16 protein-coding genes are annotated in these 17,536 nt (G+C 61.4%); 13 read left to right on the plus strand and 3 right to left on the minus strand.

The window, feature by feature from the left end; translation table 11 throughout:
* Window positions 1-479 precede the first annotated feature (479 nt).
* From hydA to preA, 3 genes are all read left to right on the plus strand, one after another.
* Window positions 480-1,919 (plus strand): dihydropyrimidinase, encoded by a 1,440-nt coding sequence (gene hydA / locus HX812_RS08220; protein WP_033902017.1) that lies wholly within the window; start codon window positions 480-482, stop codon window positions 1,917-1,919.
* Window positions 1,920-2,071: 152 nt separating this feature from the next.
* The gene (locus HX812_RS08225) at window positions 2,072-3,439 is read left to right on the plus strand and encodes an NAD(P)-dependent oxidoreductase (RefSeq protein ID WP_038842556.1); all 1,368 of its coding nucleotides are present in this window, start codon (window positions 2,072-2,074) and stop codon (window positions 3,437-3,439) included.
* Entirely contained in the window at window positions 3,439-4,713 is a 1,275-nt protein-coding gene (gene preA, locus HX812_RS08230; RefSeq protein ID WP_038842554.1) for an NAD-dependent dihydropyrimidine dehydrogenase subunit PreA, read from the plus strand. The genes HX812_RS08225 and preA overlap by 1 nt, the downstream gene beginning before the upstream one ends.
* A gap of 79 nt (window positions 4,714-4,792) precedes the next feature.
* On the opposite strand, the gene HX812_RS08235 is transcribed toward preA, so the two are convergent.
* Window positions 4,793-5,413: a TetR/AcrR family transcriptional regulator gene (locus HX812_RS08235; RefSeq protein ID WP_010209389.1), complete on the minus strand. Its 621-nt coding sequence runs from the start codon at window positions 5,411-5,413 to the stop codon at window positions 4,793-4,795.
* A gap of 143 nt (window positions 5,414-5,556) precedes the next feature.
* Here HX812_RS08235 and HX812_RS08240 point away from each other — a divergent pair, with 143 nt between their 5' ends.
* The 10 genes from HX812_RS08240 (at window position 5,557) to HX812_RS08285 (ending at window position 14,349) form a co-directional block, all read left to right on the plus strand.
* The gene (locus HX812_RS08240) at window positions 5,557-6,000 is read left to right on the plus strand and encodes a GNAT family N-acetyltransferase (RefSeq protein ID WP_038850148.1); all 444 of its coding nucleotides are present in this window, start codon (window positions 5,557-5,559) and stop codon (window positions 5,998-6,000) included.
* A gap of 18 nt (window positions 6,001-6,018) precedes the next feature.
* Window positions 6,019-6,384, plus strand: a complete 366-nt coding sequence (gene copC, locus HX812_RS08245) for a copper homeostasis periplasmic binding protein CopC (RefSeq protein ID WP_038850147.1) — start codon at window positions 6,019-6,021, stop codon at window positions 6,382-6,384.
* Window positions 6,385-6,387: 3 nt separating this feature from the next.
* A complete protein-coding gene (gene copD, locus HX812_RS08250) occupies window positions 6,388-7,245 on the plus strand; it encodes a copper homeostasis membrane protein CopD (RefSeq protein WP_038850145.1) in 858 nt (285 codons plus the stop codon).
* Between the two features lie 140 nt (window positions 7,246-7,385).
* Window positions 7,386-8,648, plus strand: coding sequence for an OprD family porin (locus HX812_RS08255; protein ID WP_038850143.1), 1,263 nt, complete (start codon window positions 7,386-7,388; stop codon window positions 8,646-8,648).
* Window positions 8,649-8,880: 232 nt separating this feature from the next.
* Entirely contained in the window at window positions 8,881-9,705 is an 825-nt protein-coding gene (locus HX812_RS08260) for an NAD(P)-dependent oxidoreductase (protein ID WP_038847212.1), read from the plus strand.
* Window positions 9,706-9,707: 2 nt separating this feature from the next.
* Window positions 9,708-10,583, plus strand: a complete 876-nt coding sequence (locus tag HX812_RS08265; protein WP_038847216.1) for an SMP-30/gluconolactonase/LRE family protein — start codon at window positions 9,708-9,710, stop codon at window positions 10,581-10,583.
* Window positions 10,584-10,634: 51 nt separating this feature from the next.
* Entirely contained in the window at window positions 10,635-11,597 is a 963-nt protein-coding gene (locus HX812_RS08270) for a TRAP transporter substrate-binding protein (protein WP_038847219.1), read from the plus strand.
* A gap of 64 nt (window positions 11,598-11,661) precedes the next feature.
* On the plus strand, window positions 11,662-12,189 hold the full coding sequence (locus HX812_RS08275; RefSeq protein ID WP_038847221.1) for a TRAP transporter small permease: 528 nt from the start codon (window positions 11,662-11,664) through the stop codon (window positions 12,187-12,189).
* Window position 12,190: 1 nt separating this feature from the next.
* Window positions 12,191-13,471, plus strand: a complete 1,281-nt coding sequence (locus HX812_RS08280) for a TRAP transporter large permease (protein ID WP_033902005.1) — start codon at window positions 12,191-12,193, stop codon at window positions 13,469-13,471.
* On the plus strand, window positions 13,471-14,349 hold the full coding sequence (locus tag HX812_RS08285; protein WP_080642397.1) for an aldose 1-epimerase: 879 nt from the start codon (window positions 13,471-13,473) through the stop codon (window positions 14,347-14,349). The genes HX812_RS08280 and HX812_RS08285 overlap by 1 nt, the downstream gene beginning before the upstream one ends.
* On the opposite strand, the gene HX812_RS08290 is transcribed toward HX812_RS08285, so the two are convergent.
* Entirely contained in the window at window positions 14,329-15,474 is a 1,146-nt protein-coding gene (locus tag HX812_RS08290) for an HlyD family secretion protein (protein WP_038847223.1), read from the minus strand. The genes HX812_RS08285 and HX812_RS08290 overlap by 21 nt on opposite strands.
* Window positions 15,471-17,117 (minus strand): MFS transporter, encoded by a 1,647-nt coding sequence (locus HX812_RS08295; protein WP_038847225.1) that lies wholly within the window; start codon window positions 17,115-17,117, stop codon window positions 15,471-15,473. Before HX812_RS08295 ends, HX812_RS08290 begins: the two co-directional genes overlap by 4 nt.
* Window positions 17,118-17,536 lie beyond the last annotated feature (419 nt).

Genomic DNA, 17,536 nt, shown 5'->3' on the forward strand with positions numbered 1-17,536 from the left:
CTCAATATCCGTGCCGACAACCGTTACCGCACCCGCACCGCTTATATAACTCGCTGATGTTTATCAGCTTTCCGAGTGAGCCTTCGGTACTTGCCACGTTACTCAGGCTAGATAACGTGGAAGTTGCCCGAACTGTCAGGACTCAATCTGGTGCAACACAATTATTTTTATTTCCCTGCCCCGTCAAGAGGCAAGTCTCAAGCGTCTGATTTGCAATAAGAAATGTTGCTCAATTTAAGAACCTGTCAAGTGCGTCAAAATGGTGACAGCACGCTACATTTTGGTGATTTTCTATTTTTATTCATATAAATCAAATAGTTAATCAAGATATAAGCTTATGAAAAATCTTCTTGCCCAATCTAAAAACTCGGGCTAGTTTCTATTCCTGTCACCGATGACAGGAATCAACTGACCCTCGGTAAGCAGCATTACAACACTTAGAACTGGCACAAGCCGGTCAAGCCTGTGAGGAACTCGACATGTCGCTGTTGATCCGTGGCGCCACCGTTATTACCCATGATGAAAGTTACCGCGCCGATGTGTTATGCGCAGGCGGTCTAATCCGGGCTATTGGTACGAATCTGGATATTCCCGCCGGCACTGAAATACTCGATGGCAGCGGCCAATACCTGATGCCCGGCGGCATCGACCCCCATACCCATATGCAACTGCCCTTCATGGGCACCGTGGCCAGTGAAGACTTTTTCAGTGGCACGGCGGCAGGCCTGGCGGGCGGCACCACGTCGATCATCGACTTTGTGATTCCCAACCCGCAGCAATCCCTGTTGGAAGCGTTTCACCAGTGGCGTGGCTGGGCGGAAAAATCCGCCTCGGACTACGGCTTCCACGTGGCGATCACCTGGTGGAGCGAACAGGTGCGTGAGGAAATGGCCGAGCTGGTCAGCCACCACGGCATCAACAGCTTCAAGCATTTCATGGCCTACAAGAACGCGATCATGGCGGCGGACGACACCCTCGTCGCCAGTTTCGAACGCTGCCTGGAACTGGGCGCGGTGCCCACCGTGCACGCGGAAAACGGGGAGCTGGTGTACCACCTGCAACGCAAGCTGATGGCCCAAGGCATTACCGGGCCCGAGGCGCATCCGCTGTCGCGCCCTTCGCAAGTCGAAGGCGAAGCGGCCAGCCGCGCCATTCGCATCGCCGAGACCATCGGCACGCCGCTCTACTTGGTACACGTATCCACCCAGGAAGCGCTGGATGAAATCACCTACGCCCGCAGCAAAGGCCAGCCGGTCTACGGCGAAGTGCTGGCCGGCCACTTGTTGCTGGACGACAGCGTCTACCAGCACCCGGACTGGCAAACCGCCGCCGGTTACGTGATGAGCCCGCCGTTCCGTCCACGCGGGCACCAGGAAGCGCTGTGGCATGGCCTGCAATCCGGCAACCTGCACACCACCGCCACCGATCACTGCTGCTTCTGCGCCGAGCAGAAAGCCGCCGGCCGTGACGACTTCAGCAAGATCCCCAACGGCACCGCCGGCATCGAAGACCGCATGGCGCTGCTGTGGGATGAAGGGGTCAACACCGGCCGTTTGTCGATGCAGGAGTTTGTCGCGCTGACCTCCACCAACACCGCGAAGATCTTCAACCTCTACCCGCGCAAAGGCGCGATCCGCGTGGGCGCGGATGCCGACCTGGTGCTATGGGACCCCGAGGGTACGCGGACCATTTCCGCCAAGACTCACCACCAGAAAGTCGATTTCAACATCTTCGAAGGCAAGACCGTGCGCGGCGTGCCGAGCCACACCATCAGCCAGGGCAAGCTGGTCTGGGCCGATGGCGACCTGCGCGCCGAGCGCGGTGCCGGACGGTATGTGGAGCGGCCGACGTATCCGCCGGTGTTTGAGCAGTTGAGCAAGCGGGCTGCGCATTCCAAGCCAGTGGCTGTGAAACGCTGAAGCCGCCTTCGGGAGCAAGCCCCCTCCCACATTTGATCGGGTTCACACAGTTCAAATGTGGGAGCTGGCTTGCCTGCGATGAGGCCAGTACAGGCAACACAAAAACCAATGCCCATCAGAGGCAGCACCTCAATAACCGTGAGGCCAACACCGTGATCCAGACCCTGACCCACCTCCCCCATCCCGCTGAGGATGGACCGACGCTCGCCAGCCATTTCACCGACCTGGCGCCACCGCTCAACGCCCGGCAAGCCCAACTGGAAGCCTCGCGCTGCCTGTATTGCTACGACGCGCCGTGCGTGAATGCATGCCCCAGCGAGATCGACATCCCGTCGTTCATCCGCAACATCCACACCGAAAACGTGCAAGGCGCCGCGCACAAAATCCTCTCGGCCAACATCCTCGGCGGCAGTTGCGCGCGGGTCTGCCCCACCGAGATTCTGTGCCAGCAGGCGTGTGTGCGTAACAACGCCGAAGAATGCGCTCCAGTGCTGATCGGCCTGTTGCAACGCTATGCCGTCGACAATGCGCACTTCAGCGAACACCCCTTCCACCGCGCCGCCTCTACCGGCAAGCGCATCGCCGTGGTCGGCGCCGGGCCTGCTGGACTCGCGTGCGCCCACCGCAGCGCCTTGCACGGCCATGACGTGGTGATCTTCGAAGCCCGGGAAAAAGCCGGTGGCCTGAATGAATACGGGATCGCCAAGTACAAGCTGGTGGATGACTTCGCGCAGAAGGAGTTGGATTTCCTCCTGCAGATTGGTGGCATCGAGATTCGCCACGGCCAGCGCCTGGGAGACAACCTCACGTTGAGTGAACTGCACCAGCAATTCGATTCGGTGTTCCTCGGCCTCGGCCTGGCCGCCAGCAAACAACTCGGCCTGCCCTTTGAGGACGCCCCCGGCCTGCTTGCCGCCACCGACTACATCCGCGAGTTGCGCCAAGCCGACGACCTGACCCAACTGCCCCTGGCCGATCGCTGCATCGTGCTTGGCGCCGGCAACACCGCCATCGACATGGCCGTGCAGATGGCCCGTCTCGGTGCTCGCGATGTCAACCTTGTGTACCGCCGTGGCTTGGCAGACATGGGCGCCACTCATCACGAACAGGATATCGCCAAGGCCAACCAGGTGCGCCTGCTGACCTGGGCCCAGCCGGAAGCCGTGCTGCTGGACGACCAGGGCCATGTGCGTGGCATGCGCTTCTTGCGCACACGCATGGAAAACGGCCGTTTGCACCCGACCGGCGAAACCTTCGAACTGGCGGCCGATGCGATCTTCAAGGCCATCGGCCAGGGCTTCGACAGCGAGGCACTGCACGATCCGCTGGCCCAGCAACTGCAGCGTGTCGGTGAACGGATCTTCGTCGATGAACAGCTGCGCACCAGCATTCCCGGCGTGTACGCGGGTGGCGATTGCGTCAGCCTCGGCCAGGACCTCACCGTGCAGGCGGTGCAACACGGCAAGCTGGCCGCCGAGGCCATGCACGCCCAACTCATGCTGAATGTGGAGGCTGCGTAATGGCCGATCTCTCGATTGTATTTGCCGGCATCAAAGCCCCCAACCCGTTCTGGCTGGCCTCCGCGCCGCCCACCGACAAGGCCTACAACGTGGTGCGCGCCTTCGAAGCCGGCTGGGGCGGCGTGGTGTGGAAAACCCTGGGCGAGGATCCGGCAGCGGTCAACGTGTCGTCACGCTACTCGGCGCATTACGGCGCCAACCGTGAAGTGCTGGGCATCAACAATATCGAGCTGATTACCGACCGCTCGCTGGAGATCAACCTGCGGGAAATCACCCAGGTGAAAAAGGACTGGCCCGACCGCGCGCTGATCGTGTCGCTGATGGTGCCGTGCGTCGAGGAGTCCTGGAAAAACATCCTGCCGCTGGTGGAAGCCACCGGCTGCGACGGTATCGAACTGAACTTCGGTTGCCCCCACGGCATGCCCGAACGCGGCATGGGCGCGGCGGTGGGCCAGGTGCCTGAGTATGTGGAACAGGTGACACGCTGGTGCAAGACGTATTGCTCGCTGCCGGTGATCGTCAAGCTCACGCCGAATATCACCGACATCCGCGTGGCGGCGCGGGCGGCGTATCGTGGGGGGGCGGACGCGGTGTCGTTGATCAACACCATCAACTCCATCACCAGCGTGGACCTGGAACGCATGGTCGCGTTGCCGGTGGTGGGCACGCAAAGCACTCATGGCGGTTATTGCGGCTCGGCGGTCAAGCCGATTGCGCTGAACATGGTCGCCGAAATCGCCCGCGACCCGCAGACCCAAGGCTTGCCGATCTGCGGCATTGGCGGCATCGGCAACTGGCGTGACGCGGCGGAGTTTGTCGCCCTGGGCTGCGGCGCAGTGCAGGTGTGCACGGCGGCGATGCTGCATGGGTTTCGGATTGTGGCGGAGATGAAGGACGGGCTGTCGCGATGGATGGACAGTCAAGGCTACAACAGCCTGCAGGACTTTTCCGGACGTGCGGTGGGCAACACGACAGACTGGAAGTACCTGGACATCAACTATCAGGTGATTGCGAAGATCGATCAGGAGGCCTGCATTGGCTGCGGGCGTTGCCATATTGCCTGTGAGGACACCTCGCACCAGGCCATCGCCAGTTTGAAACAGGCGGATGGCACACATAAATACGAGGTGATCGATGACGAGTGCGTCGGCTGCAACCTGTGCCAGATCACCTGCCCGGTGGCGGACTGTATCGAGATGGTGCCGATGGACACCGGCAAGCCGTTCTTGAATTGGACGCAGAATCCAAGGAATCCCTACCGGGAGGCGGTCTAGGAAAACCTGTAGTGAGCGGGCTGTTGTGGTGAGCGGGCTTGCCCGCTCACCACAACAACAACCAGCGTCACCCTAAGGCTCAAGGCTCCAACCCAATCCCCCGCAAAATCACGCTCGTCACCGTCTGAATCGCCTTCTCGAACTGCATATCCGACAACGGCTGGTGCTCATTCAGGATCTTCACCTGATGATCAAAGTCGGCATAGTGCTGGGTCGAGGCCCAGATCATGTACAGCAGGCTCGACGGCTCCACCGGCAGGATGCGTTTGTCTTCCACCCACTGGCGAATTTTCGCTTCCTTCATCTTGGCCCAGTCGTACAGGCTTTCATCCAATGCTTCACCGAGGGTCGGCGCGCCATGGATGATTTCATTGGCCCAGACTTTCGACCCGTAGGGCCGGGTACGCGAGCGCTGCATTTTGGCGCGGATGTAACTGCTGAGCACCACCCGTGGGTCATCGAAGGTCTCGAAACTCAAGGCGTCCTGCTTCCACACTTCCAGCAGGTCGAACAGCACAGCGCTGTACAGCTCGCTCTTGGTGGTGAAGTAGTAATGCAGGTTGGAGCGCGGCAGTTGCACTTCTTCGGCGATATCCGCCATGGCGGTACTGCCATAGCCTTTCTCGGCGAAGATTTTCTCCGCCGCCAGCAGGATTTTTTCGACGTTGACCCGACGAATTCCGATCTTGTGATTGCCCATAAGGGCTCCCTGACAACAACTTGGCTTAAAGACTACCATCGGCTCTAGATCGCGGCGACAGGCCATAATGAAACTTCTGACGCGAACCTTTCCCCTGGAAATGGGATTGGTTAGGATCGCGGTCCCCATGAAGGATCATTGCAATGACTATTCGACCTCGCGTGGCCACCGACGACCCCGTGCTGGGCGCACTCTGGGAGCGCTCGGTGCGGGCCACCCATGATTTCCTCCCCGAGGATGACATTCAACGCCTGCTGCCCCTGGTGCGCGATGCCTACCTGCCAATGCCCGCACTGGAGGTGTGGGTGTATGAAGACCAGAACGGCATCGCCGGTTTTATCGGCACCGGCGGGCACAACGTGGAAATGCTGTTCATCGAGCCCGACCGCCGCGGCCAAAGCATCGGCCGCCAGTTGCTGGACCACGCCCGCGCCCGTCACGACACCCTCACGGTGGACGTGAACGAACAAAACCCCCAGGCCGTGGGTTTCTACCTGCATTATGGTTTTATCCAGGTCGCGCGCTCGCCGCTGGATGGCGAAGGCAAGCCCTTTCCCTTGCTGCACTTGGCTCTACCGACTCCCTGACCCTGAAGGTATTGAACAATGTTGATCAAGAAAAGCCTCACCACCGTCGCCCTGCTCGCCTCCCTGCTGGGCGCCTCCGCTGCATTTGCCCACGCGCACCTCAAGAGCGCTGAACCGGCAGCCGACAGCAGCGTCGCCGCACCTAAAGACCTGCGCCTGACCTTCAGCGAAGGCGTCGAGGCCACCTTCACCAAGGTGTCCCTGAGCAAGGACGGCACCGAAGTGGCAATCAAGGGTCTGGAAACACCGGATGCCGACAAGAAAGTCCTGGTCGTCACCCCGGCCGCCCCCTTGGCGGCCGGCAACTACAAAGTGGTGTGGAGCGCGGTCTCGGTCGACACTCATAAGAGCAACGGTGAATACAGCTTCAAGGTCGGCCAGTAACCCATGGCAACGCTGCTGGTGCTGTGCCGCTTCCTGCATTTCATCGTCGTGCTGCTGATGTTCGGGGCCTGTGCATTCAGGCCCTGGCTGTTGGGCGCTGAAGCGCAACCGGCGCTGGACCGGCAACTTGAGCGCATCACCCGTGGGCTGGCCTGGCTGGGCTTGTTCTCTGGCGTGGCCTGGCTGCTGCTGATTACCGCCAGCATGGCGGGCAGTTGGGACGCGGCGCTGCAACCGGCCACCGTGCAGTTGGTGCTGGGCAAGACCTTCTTTGGCCAGGTGTGGGTGTGGCACCTGTTGCTGAACCTCTTGCTGGTAATCGTGCTGGCCAAACCCTGGCGGGCATTACGCTTGCCGGTGATCGCGCTGCTGCTGGCAACCTTGGCGCCGGTCGGGCATGGCGCCATGCTCGATGGGCTCAGCGGCCAATTGCTGATCCTCAATCAAGTGGTGCACCTGGTGTGCGTCGGTGCCTGGCTCGGCGGCTTGCTGTTGCTGGTGTTGATCCTCAGGCAATCGTCAGCCCTGGCGCTGGAGCCGATCCTGCGGCGGTTCAGCGGCGTGGGGTATGGCCTGGTCGGCGGTTTGCTGGTGACTGGTTTGATCAATGTGCGCGTGTTGACCGGGCAATTCTGGCCCACGCCTTTGTTCAACGGGTTCGCGCTGATTCTGTTGGTTAAAGTATTTCTGGTGCTGGGCATGCTGGCGTTGGCGCTGCTGAACCGCCTGCGCATCGAGCGCTGTGAACAACGCCTGGGCAGTTTGAAATCCAGTGTGATGCTGGAGTGGCTGCTGGGTGTTGCAGCGGTGGCCGCCGTTTCCCTTCTTGGCACCTTGCCTCCCATGGTGATGGCGGCCTGAGTAACTTTCCGCCTCCGCCCGAGCAAGTCATCGTATAACTTCTGCTTGACAGCTCTTGAAAACCTCGCAAATATCCCACTCAATGTTGTACGACAACGTATAACAAATAATAAAAACAACAAAAGAAAGGGAGCTTCACTGTGAGTTCACTCGCCCGCAATTCCTCTGTTCGCCTGGGTTTTATCGGTCTCGGCAGCCTGGCCTTTACCCTGCCCCTCGCCGCTTCGGCCGAAGGCTTCGTCGACGATGCCAAGGCCACGCTCAACCTGCGCAACGCCTACTTCAACCGCAACTTCACCAACCCGACCAACCCCCAGGGCAAGGCCGAAGAGTGGACGCAGAACTTCATTCTTGACGCCAAGTCCGGCTACACCCAAGGCACCGTGGGTTTCGGCATTGATGTGCTGGGCCTGTATTCGCAAAAGCTCGATGGCGGCAAAGGCACCGGCGGTACTCAGTTGCTGCCGATCCACAGCGACGGCCGCCCCGCCGACAACTTCGGACGCCTGGGCGTGGCGCTGAAAACCAAGTTATCCAAGACTGAATTGAAGGTCGGTGAATGGATGCCGGTGCTGCCGATCCTGCGCTCCGATGACGGCCGCTCGCTGCCCCAGACGTTCCGTGGCGGCCAGGTCACGTCCAATGAAATCGCCGGCCTGACGCTCTACGGCGGGCAGTTTCGCGGTAACAGCCCGCGTAATGATGCGAGCATGGAAGACATGTTCATGAACGGCAAAGCCGCCTTCACCTCCGACCGTTTCAACTTCGGCGGCGGCGAATATAGCTTCAACGACAAACGCACCCAGGTCGGCGTGTGGTACGCCGAACTCACCGACATCTACCAGCAGCAATATTTCAACCTGACCCACAGCCAGCCCGTGGGCGACTGGACCCTGGGTGCCAACCTCGGCTTCTTCACCGGCAAGGAAGACGGCAGCGCCCTGGCCGGCGACCTCGACAACAAGACCGCCTTCGCCCTGCTCTCGGCCAAATACAACGGCAACACCTTCTATGTGGGTTTGCAGAAACTCACCGGCGACAGCGTGTGGATGCGCGTCAACGGCACCAGCGGCGGCACCCTGGCCAACGACAGCTACAACGCCAGCTACGATAACGCCAAGGAAAAGTCCTGGCAGGTGCGCCATGACTTCAACTTCGTGGTGCTCGGCATTCCGGGGCTGACCATGATGAACCGGTATATCAGCGGCAGTAACGTGCACACCGGGGCGATCACCGATGGCAAGGAATGGGGACGCGAGTCGGAACTGGCTTACACGGTGCAAAGCGGTGCGCTGAAGGACCTGAATGTGCGCTGGCGCAACTCGACCATGCGTCGGGATTTCAGCAATAACGAGTTTGATGAAAATCGCTTATTCATCAGCTACCCGATCTCACTGTTGTAGGGTTTTGAACCCGGCGCAAACTTGTAGTCGACACACAACCTCTGTGGGAGCGGGCTTGCTCGCGAATGCGGTACATCAGCACCGGATGAGTCGACTGACACACCGTATTCGCGAGCAAGCCCGCTCCCACATTCTAGCCATAACCTGACCGGAAGGACGTTGACAACGTGGGGAATCAATAACGATACTTCGACATAGTCATACGACAACCTACAACAACAATGGAACCCTCATGACCACCACCACAACCACGCCCGTTCCATTCAATCGCCTGCTGCTCACCGGCGCGGCTGGCGGCCTGGGTAAAGTCTTGCGCGAGCGCCTGCGTCCTTACGCCCAGGTACTCCGGCTGTCGGACATCGCCAACATGGCCCCGGCTGCCGACGCGTCCGAAGAGGTGCAACCCTGTGACCTCGCCGACAAACAAGCCGTGCACCACTTGGTGGAAGGCGTCGACGCGATCCTGCACTTCGGCGGCGTATCGGTGGAGCGCTCGTTCGAAGAAGTGCTCGGCGCAAACATCAGCGGCATTTTCCATATCTATGAAGCCGCGCGCCGCCACGGTGTGAAGCGCGTGATTTTCGCCAGTTCCAACCACGTGATCGGCTTCTACAAGCAAGGTGAAACCCTCGACGCCCACTCCCCTCGCCGCCCGGACAGCTACTACGGACTGTCCAAATCCTACGGCGAAGACATGGCCAGTTTCTACTTTGACCGCTACGGCATCGAGACCGTCAGCATCCGCATCGGCTCGTCGTTCCCGGAACCGCAGAACCGCCGCATGATGCACACCTGGCTGAGCTTCGACGACCTGACTCAGTTGCTCGAGCGCGCGCTGTACACCCCCAACGTCGGCCACACCGTGGTCTATGGCATGTCGGATAACCTCGACACCTGGTGGGACAACCGCTACGCCGCCCACCTGGGCTTTGCGCCCAAAGACAGCTCCGAAGTGTTCCGCGCCCAGGTCGAAACCCAGCCACCCGTGGCCGCCGATGACCCGGCCAAGGTCTACCAGGGCGGGGCATTCTGCGCTGCCGGCCCTTTCGGGGACTGACCATGACCGCTGAATTGATCGTCGACGCCCGCAATGCCGTAGGCGAATGCCCGGTGTGGGTCCCCGAGGAAAACGCCTTGTACTGGGTGGATATCCCCAAGGGTGGCCTGCAACGCTGGAGCGCCGCCAGCGGCCACGTGGCGGCCTGGACCGCTCCGCAGATGCTTGCCTGCATCGCGCGCACCGAGGCGGGCAACTGGGTCGCCGGCATGGAAACCGGGTTCTTCCAGCTCACCCCGCACAACGACGGCAGCCTGGATGCCACGCCGCTGGCGGCTGTTGAGCACCCCCGCCAGGACATGCGCCTGAACGACGGCCGCTGTGATCGCCAGGGCCGTTTCTGGGCCGGCAGCATGGTGCTGGACATGGGCTTGAACGCGGCAGAAGGCACCCTGTATCGCTACACATCCGGTGCGCCGCCCCATGCTCAGCTGGACGGTTTCATCACCTTGAACGGCCTGGCGTTCAGCCCCGATGGCCGCACGATGTATGCCTCCGATTCCCACCCGCTGGTGCAGCAGATCTGGGCCTTCGACTACGACATCGACACCGGCACGCCGTCCAACCGTCGCGTGTTCGTGGACATGCACAAGCACCTCGGACGCCCCGACGGCGCCGCCGTGGATGCCGATGGCTGCTACTGGATCTGTGCCAACGACGCCGGGTTGATCCATCGCTTCACCCCGGACGGTCGCCTCGACCGTTCCCTCACGGTGCCGGTGAAAAAACCCACCATGTGCGCCTTTGGCGGCAGTCGCCTGGACACCCTGTTCGTCACCTCGATTCGCGATGACCAGAGTCAACAGTCACTGTCCGGCGGCGTGTTCGCCCTCAACCCCGGCGTTGTCGGATTGCCGGAGCCCACCTTTACCCTCTAGCTGCATCGCTGTGCCTTGAATACAACAATAACAAGACAGGAATGAAACCCCATGGACTTCAAACGCACCTTGCTCGCCGCTGCATTTTTCACCCTCAGCAGCGCTGCCCACGCGCTGGAAATCAAATTCGCCGATATCCACCCCGCCGGCTACCCCACCGTTGTGGCCGAAGAGAACATGGGCAAGGCCCTGACCAAAGAAAGCAACGGCGAGCTGACCTTCAAGTACTTCCCCGGCGGTGTCCTCGGCTCCGAGAAAGAAGTGGTCGAACAGGCTCAGGTCGGTGCCATCCAGATGACCCGTGTCAGCCTGGGGATCGTCGGCCCGGTGGTGCCGGACGTGAACGTGTTCAACCTGCCGTTCGTATTCCGCGACCAGGCGCATATGCGCAAGGTCATCGACGGCGAGATCGGCGACGAGATCCTCGCCAAGATCACCAATTCCGAATTCGGCCTGGTCGCCCTGGCCTGGATGGATGGCGGCACGCGCAACCTCTACACCAAGAAACCGGTGCGCAAGATCGAAGACCTCAAAGGCATGAAAATCCGCGTACAAGGCAACCCCTTGTTCATCGAAGCCTTCAATGAAATGGGGGCCAACGGCATCGCCATGGACACCGGCGAGATCTTCAGTGCCCTGCAGACCGGCGTCATCGACGGCGCAGAAAACAACCCGCCGACCCTCTTGGAACACAACCATTTCCAGAACGCCAAGTACTACACCCTCACCGAACACCTGATTTTGCCCGAGCCCATCGTGATGTCGAAAATCACCTGGAACAAACTCACCCCCGCGCAACAAGACATGGTGAAAAAAGCCGCCAAGGCCGCCCAGGCTGACGAGCGCGTGTTATGGGACGCCAAGTCCGCCAGCAGTGAAACCAAGCTCAAGGCCGCCGGTGTCGAGTTCATCACTGTCGACAAAAAACCCTTCTATGACGCCACCGCGCCGGTTCGCGCCAAGTACGGTGCGGCCTACGCCGACATCATCCAGCGTATCGACGCCGTTCAGTAACGCCCTCCTTCTCTAGCAAGGCCCGGCGCGGTCGGCATCGACGCGCCCGGTTACGGTGAACGCCATGAAGAATTTACTGCTGCGCATCAACGACCGTATCTACATGACCTGCATCTGGGTCGCCGGCCTCTCGGTACTGGGGGTCGCGCTGATCATCCCCTGGGGCATCTTCGCCCGCTATGTCCTCGGCACCGGTTCGAGTTGGCCGGAGCCTACCGCCATCCTGCTGATGCTGGTATTCACCTTTATCGGCGCCGCTGCCAGTTATCGCGCCGGTGCGCATATGTCGGTAGCAATGATCACCGACCGCCTGCCGCCCCGCCAACGCCAGATCATCGGTGTCGTCTCGCAGTTGCTGATGGGCACCATCTGCCTGTTCATGACGATCTGGGGCACCAAGCTGTGCCTGTCCACCTGGAACCAGTTCATGAGTGCCATCCCCACCCTGCGCGTCGGTATCACTTATATGCCGATCCCGATTGGCGGGCTGCTGACCCTGGTTTTTGTGCTGGAAAAACTCTTGCTCGGTGACCAGAGCAACCGTCGGGTCGTGCGCTTCGACCTGGTTGAAGAAAGCGAAGGGGCTGCCTGATATGGACGCATTGATTCTGTTGGGCAGCTTTATCGCCTTGATCCTGATCGGCATGCCTGTGGCGTACGCCCTGGGGTTGTCGGCACTGATCGGCGCGTGGTGGATCGACATCCCGTTCCAGGCCCTGATGATCCAGGTGGCCGGCGGGGTGAACAAGTTTTCGCTGATGGCGATTCCGTTCTTTGTATTGGCCGGCGCGATCATGGCCGAGGGCGGCATGTCACGGCGGCTGGTGGCGTTTGCCGGGGTGCTGGTGGGTTTCGTGCGCGGCGGCCTGTCGTTGGTGAATATCATGGCCTCGACGTTTTTTGGCGCCATCTCCGGTTCGTCGGTGGCGGACACGGCCTCGGTCGGCTCGGTGCTCATCCCGGAAATGGAACGCCGTGGCTACCCGCGTGAGTTCGCCACGGCGGTGACCGTCAGCGGTTCGGTGCAGGCGCTGCTGACTCCGCCCAGCCATAACTCGGTGCTCTACTCCCTGGCGGCCGGTGGTACGGTGTCGATTGCCTCGTTGTTCATGGCCGGCGTGGTGCCGGGCTTGCTGATGAGTGCGTGCCTGATGGTGCTGTGCCTGATCTTCGCGAAAAAGCGCAATTACCCCAAGGGTGAAGTCATCCCACTCAAGCAGGCGCTGAAAATCTGCGCCGATGCGCTCTGGGGCCTGATGGCCATGGTGATCATCCTGGGCGGCATCCTCTCGGGGATTTTCACCGCCACCGAATCCGCCGCGATTGCCGTACTGTGGGCGTTCTTCGTGACCATGTTCATCTACCGCGACTACAAATGGAGCGAGCTGCCCAAGCTGATGCATCGCACGGTGCGCACCATTTCCATCGTGATGATCCTGATCGCCTTCGCCGCCAGCTTCGGCTACATCATGACCCTGATGCAGATCCCGGCGAAGATCACCACGATGTTCCTGACCCTGTCGGACAACCGCTACGTGATCCTGATGTGCATCAACGCCATGCTGCTGTTGCTCGGCACGGTGATGGACATGGCGCCGCTGATCTTGATCCTCACGCCGATCCTGCTGCCGGTGGTGCTGGGTATCGGCGTCGACCCGGTGCACTTCGGCATGATCATGCTGGTCAACCTCGGAATCGGCCTGATCACGCCGCCCGTGGGTGCGGTGCTGTTCGTGGGGGCGGCGGTGGGCAAGGTCAGCATCGAGAAAACCGTAAAGGCGCTGCTGCCGTTCTATGGCGTGCTGTTCCTGGTACTGATGGCCGTGACCTACATTCCGGCGCTGTCGTTGTGGCTGCCAAGCGTGGTGCTCTGATGCTGATTGAACTGCAAGACAACCTGACCCAACTCACCCTCGCGCCAGCCACGGGAGGCAGCATTGTCAACTGGACGGTGCGCGCCACCGGCCAGCCGTTGTTGCGGCCCAGCGATGCCCACGCGATCAGCGCCGGGTTGCCAGGCAAGCTGGGCTGCTATCCCTTGGCGCCTTGGTCCAACCGGATTGCCGAAGGGGGTTTCGACAACCCCGACGGTTGGCTGGCGCTGGCGCCCAATAGCTCGACCGACCCGCTGCCGATTCACGGCTCTGCCTGGCAACAGGCGTGGCAGGTGGTCAGCCAAGCGACGGATGAAGTGATCCTGGAAATGGCGTGCGACGCACCGTTCGCCTATCGCGCCGAGCAGCGGTTTCGCCTGGAAAACGGTGCGCTGAGCATCACGTTGCGGGTGACCCACCTGGCAGACAGTCCCGCGTGGCACGGGTTGGGATTGCATCCCTATCTGCCGCGCACAGCGGGAACACGGTTGCAGGCCAAGGCTTTGCAGGTGTGGATGAGCGACGCCTCCAAGCTGCCAACGGAGCTGGCGTCGGTGCCCACCGCTTGGGATTTCCAGCCGTTGAAAAGCCTGCCGGAAGGCCTGGTGGACAACGGCTTTTGCCACTGGGACGGCCACTGCCTGATCGAGCAACCGGACCTGGGCTACACGCTGGAATGCCAGGCCACGGGGAGTGATTACTTCCTGCTGTACTGCCCGCCGGGGCTGGGGTTCTTTTGCATCGAGCCGGTGAGTCATCCGGTGAATGCCCATCATCTGCCAGGGCGGCCTGGGCTGAAGCTGTTGGAGCAAGGCCAGTCAGTAGAGCTGGCCTTTACCCTCAACTATCAGCCCCTCTCAAGGCGGGCTGTTCTTTAATCGCCCCGCCGTATCAATACTGACCACCACCGACAACCCAGGCCGCAACCGCTCGCTCTCGGCCTGGTCCGGGTCCACCATGATCCGCACCGGCACGCGCTGGGCGATCTTGACGAAGTTGCCGGTGGCATTGTCCGCCTGCAACAGGCTGAATTCCGAGCCGGTGGCCGGGGAAATATGCTGCACAGTGCCACGGAATTTGCGGTGGTTCAGCGCGTCCACCGTGAAGGTCACCGGCTGGCCGACCTGCACGTTGTCCATCTGGGTTTCCTTCATGTTGGCGATCACCCACAACTGCGGCGGCACCAGCGCCATCAACTGCGCGCCGGAGTTGACGTAGGCCCCGAGCCGCACGCCAATCTGCCCGAGCTGACCATCACGCGGCGCGGTGATGCGAGTGTTGGACAGGTCGATACGCGCCAACTCCACCGCCGCCTCGGCACTGGCCACGGCCGCCTCCAGGGAGCCACGGTTGACGATCACCGTCTGCAGGTCTTGGCGGGCGATTTCCAGGCTGGCCTGGGCCTGCGCCACGGCGGCGAGGGTCTGTGCGTTGGCGGCGCGGGTCACGTCCAGCTCGCGCTTGGACACCGAGCCGTCGCTGATCAGCTCTTCATTGCGGCGCAAATCGGCGGTGCTCTTGCGTGCCTGCGCCTGGCTGTCCACCAAGGCGGCCTGACGCAGCTTGATGGTGGCTTCCGCGCTGTTGCGCTGTTGCACCACATTCGCCAACGACGCCTTCTGCACCGCCAGTTGGGCCAATGCCTGGTCCAGGCGCTGCTTGTAGATGCGGTCGTCGAGGCGCACCAGCAGGTCGCCGGCCTTCACGTGCTGGAAGTCCTGCACCGGCACTTCGAACACATAACCGCTGAGCTGCGGCCCGATGATCGTGACCTGCCCGCGCACCAGCGCGTTCTCGGTGGTTTCCACCGCGCTGCTGAACGGCGGCAATTGCCAGGCGTACAGCACGATCAGCACGCCGACGATAGCAATCGCGGCAAAGCCCAGGGACGAGATGATCCGCACCCGCAACGGGCGCAGCTCGGTGGGCACCGCGCCGGGTGGCGTGCTGCCTTCCGGGGTGGACGCGATGGCAGTAGTGGTGGTGGTCGAAGGTTCGGTCATGAAGGTGCGCCGCTGGGTTGAACGGGAGTGGCTGCTGCTCGGGTGGTGCTCATCAGCCATAGACTGCGGATAAAGATCCAGATCATGGTGAGTATCGCGATGATCGCGATCAACATGAAGACATCGTTGTAGGCCATCACGTTCGCCTCACGGGTCGCCGCCGTGGCCAGGCTGCGAATGCCCATCAGGTTGCGCAGCTCAGGGTCGGCGACAATGCCACCGTAGGCCGAGCCGCCGCTCTGCACCCGCGCGGCCACACGCGGGTCGAGCAGGGTCAGGTGTTCGACGATCATGCTGGAGTGATACTTCTCGCGCACGATCTGGAACGTGCCCAGCAACGCTGCGCCAATCAGGCCGCCGAGGTTCTGGCAAATCCCGAACATCACCGAGAAACTCACCAGGTTGCGCGGGTTGGCCAGCACGTTCTTGGTGCCCAACACCATGGTTGGGCCGAGGAAGAACGTGCCGCCGAAGCCTAGCAGGAACTGGCTGATATACAGGTTCTGCGGGCGTGTGAGGTTGCTGGAAAAACTGTCCATCACCGAGCCGGTGGCCATCAGCGCCAGGGAAATCACCAAGGGCATCAACAAATGCGCCGGGTTGATGGTCAAGGCACTCACCACCAGCCCGGCAATCGCCCCGGCGAGCATCACCACGTACAGGGTGTGCATCTGCTGGTAGCTCATGTTCAACATCTGCATGAACCCCACCGCGCCGGTGGACTGCTCCGACAGCACCATGCGAATCAGGATCACCGCCAACGCCAGGCGGATCATCACGCCACTGCCCAGCCAGCGAGTCATCAGCATTGGGTTCGCACGGTTATGCTCGATGGCCAGGCCGGCCATGATCAGCACCAGGGAACAGGCCGAGGCGATGCCGATCCAGGGCGCTTCCAGCCACCAGTCGATGCGGCCCAGGGACAACACCGCGCAGAGCAAGGCGACGCCGGTGGCGAGGATGGCGAAGGTGAGGAAATCGAGTTTTTCAAAAGTCTTGAAGCGGTCGCCGGGCGGGAGTTTAAGTAGGAAGACGCAACCCAGGCAGATCAGCGCCATGCCCAGCTCGAACAGGTACAGGCCGCGCCATTCGGCGATTTGCAGCAGGTCTTCGGAAAACAGGCGTGCCAAGGGTAAAGCCAGTTGCGCGGTGCCCAATCCCAGCACCAGCGCCTTTAAGCGCCACTTGGCCGGGAACGCCTGGATCATGTAGTACAAGCCCAACGAACTCAGCGCCGCGCCGACCATCCCATGGGCTGCGCGCACGGCGATGGCCGAGTTGAGGTCGTTGACGAACAAGTGGCCGAAGGTGACCAGCGCGTACAGCACCAGGAACACTTCGGTGAAGGCGCGCAGGCCGAACTGTTGGCGGAACTTCACCAGCAGCAGGTTCATGCAGACGTTGGTCATGACGTAGGCGGCGGGCAGCCAGGCCATTTCGGCGGTGGTCGCGCCGAGGGCGCCTTGCAGGTATTGCAGGTTGGCGATGACCAGCGCGTTGCCCAGGCCCCCGGTGATTGCCACCAGCACGCCGACCATTGCGAACAGCCAACGCTTGTGCGTGGGGTGCAGCGGGGTGGACGGTGAACCTGGGAGGCTTGGGCGCTCGTGGGGTTCCCAGGTGTGGGGGGTGTATTTGTTCATTCGGTGACCTAAATGAGCCGACCCGGGGGAGTCGGTAAAGCTTACTCAGAGAGTAGTAAACCTGAGGGGAGTTCATCTTGTCATGTGGGGGAGTGGGTGGTGTACATATCCGTTGCTGCGGTCACGGCCGCTTATGGTTCCGCTCTTACAGCGGCTCACTTTTGGAAAGGCCGGAATGCCGGCCCAGCCAAAAGTAAGCAAAAGGCCTTCGCCCCAACACTCGGTACCTCGCCTAGGCTCGGTATGCCCGTAATCCGACAGTGATTTGGGGGGCCGCCGCCACGCGCCATCCATGGCGCGGGGCGGCTAAACCGGCATCCCTGCCGGTTTACCCCCCAAATCCCTGCCGAATTCCGGCCAGCGTGTTTGACGGGGCGCCTAAGATCAAAATCAAAAACAAAGCCAGAGCCAGAGCCAGA

It is taken from the genome of Pseudomonas sp. IPO3749, assembly GCF_013386605.1.
Taxonomy (GTDB): domain Bacteria; phylum Pseudomonadota; class Gammaproteobacteria; order Pseudomonadales; family Pseudomonadaceae; genus Aquipseudomonas; species Aquipseudomonas azotoformans_A.